This is a genomic window from Trichlorobacter sp., assembly GCF_030247655.1.
Taxonomy (GTDB): domain Bacteria; phylum Desulfobacterota; class Desulfuromonadia; order Geobacterales; family Pseudopelobacteraceae; genus Trichlorobacter.
Map to the genome: position 1 here is coordinate 1 of NZ_JAOTRZ010000363.1, position 1,603 is coordinate 1,603.

Annotated in this window: 2 protein-coding genes; both read right to left on the reverse strand. The window is 49.0% G+C overall.

Annotated features, from left to right (window positions below):
• Window positions 1–682, reverse strand: a 682-nt coding sequence (locus OEL57_RS16715; RefSeq protein WP_300742075.1) for a sigma-54-dependent transcriptional regulator, incomplete at its 3' end; no start/stop codon positions are given.
• A 14-nt stretch (window positions 683–696) separates the two neighbouring features.
• The coding region (locus OEL57_RS16720; RefSeq protein WP_300742077.1) for a hybrid sensor histidine kinase/response regulator at window positions 697–1,603 on the reverse strand (907 nt) is incomplete at its 5' end.

Sequence of the window (1,603 nt, forward strand, 5' to 3'; positions counted from 1 at the left end):
TTAATCCCTCTCGTGACTGATCAGCACTGGTGAATGCGCCTTTTTCATGGCCAAAGAGGAGACCTTCAATCAGGTTGTCCGGCAGCGCTGCACAATCGACCACAACAAATTTATTGGTCCGCCGCTCACTGACAATATGAACAGCCCTGGCAAACAGTTCTTTACCGGTGCCGGTCTCTCCAGTAATCAGGATACTTGCATCACAGAGCGCCGCTTGGGTCAGCAAATCCTGGCACTCCTTCAGGCATTTACTGGTGCCGATAATCCCCTCCCGCTTGAAATCAATGCCGGTTGTAAGGTTTTGGCTGGCCAGCTTCTGTTCACGATATTGTAGAGCGCGCAGCAGAGACAGGGTAATTTCTTTGACGGAGGCACCTTTTTCAAGATAATCCCATGCACCACACTTTATTGCCATTTCAGCGCCATGGGGATCACCAAATCCGGTTATGATGATTATTTCCGGGGCGTTGGCATGGCTGATCAGCTGTTGGATGCAGTCCAGGCCATTGCCGTCAGGCATGTTGACATCCAGAAAGATGACATCAAAGGTCTGAGTGCTATTTTTTTCAAGCCCTACTGCCAAGGTGCCAGCACAGGTGGTCTGGTGGCCGTTCTGCTGTATCACTAAAGACAATGACTGGCACATCAGTGGTTCATCATCAATTATCAGTATATTTGCCATCAGCCTCTACCTTCTTAGGATACCCTGTTAAAAACTTTGGTAAGTACCGCAACTAACTCCTGTCGCTCAAGCGGTTTGATGGCGAGTTCTGTAATATAGTCAGCAATTTCACCGTTTGCAGCCATACCATATCCTGCAGTTGGATCATAACCGGTGCAGAGAATGATTGGAATGTCGGGGCGAATCTGTGCAAACCGCGATGCCAGCTCCATTCCGTTCATTTCCGGCATAGCCTGGTCAGTTATAACCAGATCAAAGTTGTTTGGATTATTCGTGAATAATTCCAGAGCGCGTAGCGGATTGTTTGCGGAGATAACGGAATACCCCAGTTGCCGCAGGAGCAAATCTATGCTGAAAAGCAGGTTTTCATCATCATCTATCAGTAGAATACGTTTATTGGCAAAGTGGGGCAGTTGACCTTGCTCAATTTGATCATTCCTCGTGGTGCCCTCTTCACGACAAGGCAGATACACATCAAATTGGGTTCCCTGGCCCGGTTTACTTACTACCGTAATCGCGCCGCCCAGCTTGGTGATAATCCCATGAATAACCGAGAGCCCGAGCCCGGTACCTTCTGTCTGCCCCTTGGTTGAAAAAAAGGGATCAAAAATTTTCTCAAGAGTCCCTTCATCCATCCCGTGGCCATTATCCCGTACGGTGAGGCACAGGTAGTTGCCTGGCAACAGATTAACGAACTGTGCTGAGGCTGTATGATCCAGTTCGCAGCTCTCAAGTACTAGTTCCAACACACCTTGCCCCTGTCCGTAGATAGCATGGATGGCGTTCGTGCAAAGGTTCATAACTATCTGGTGCAATTGGGTCGGATCAGCAAATACCACACCCAGGCGTTGCCCGATTTGCAGGCGGATCTCAATGGATGGGGTGAGGGTTGCACGTAACATTTTCAAGCACTCCTTAACG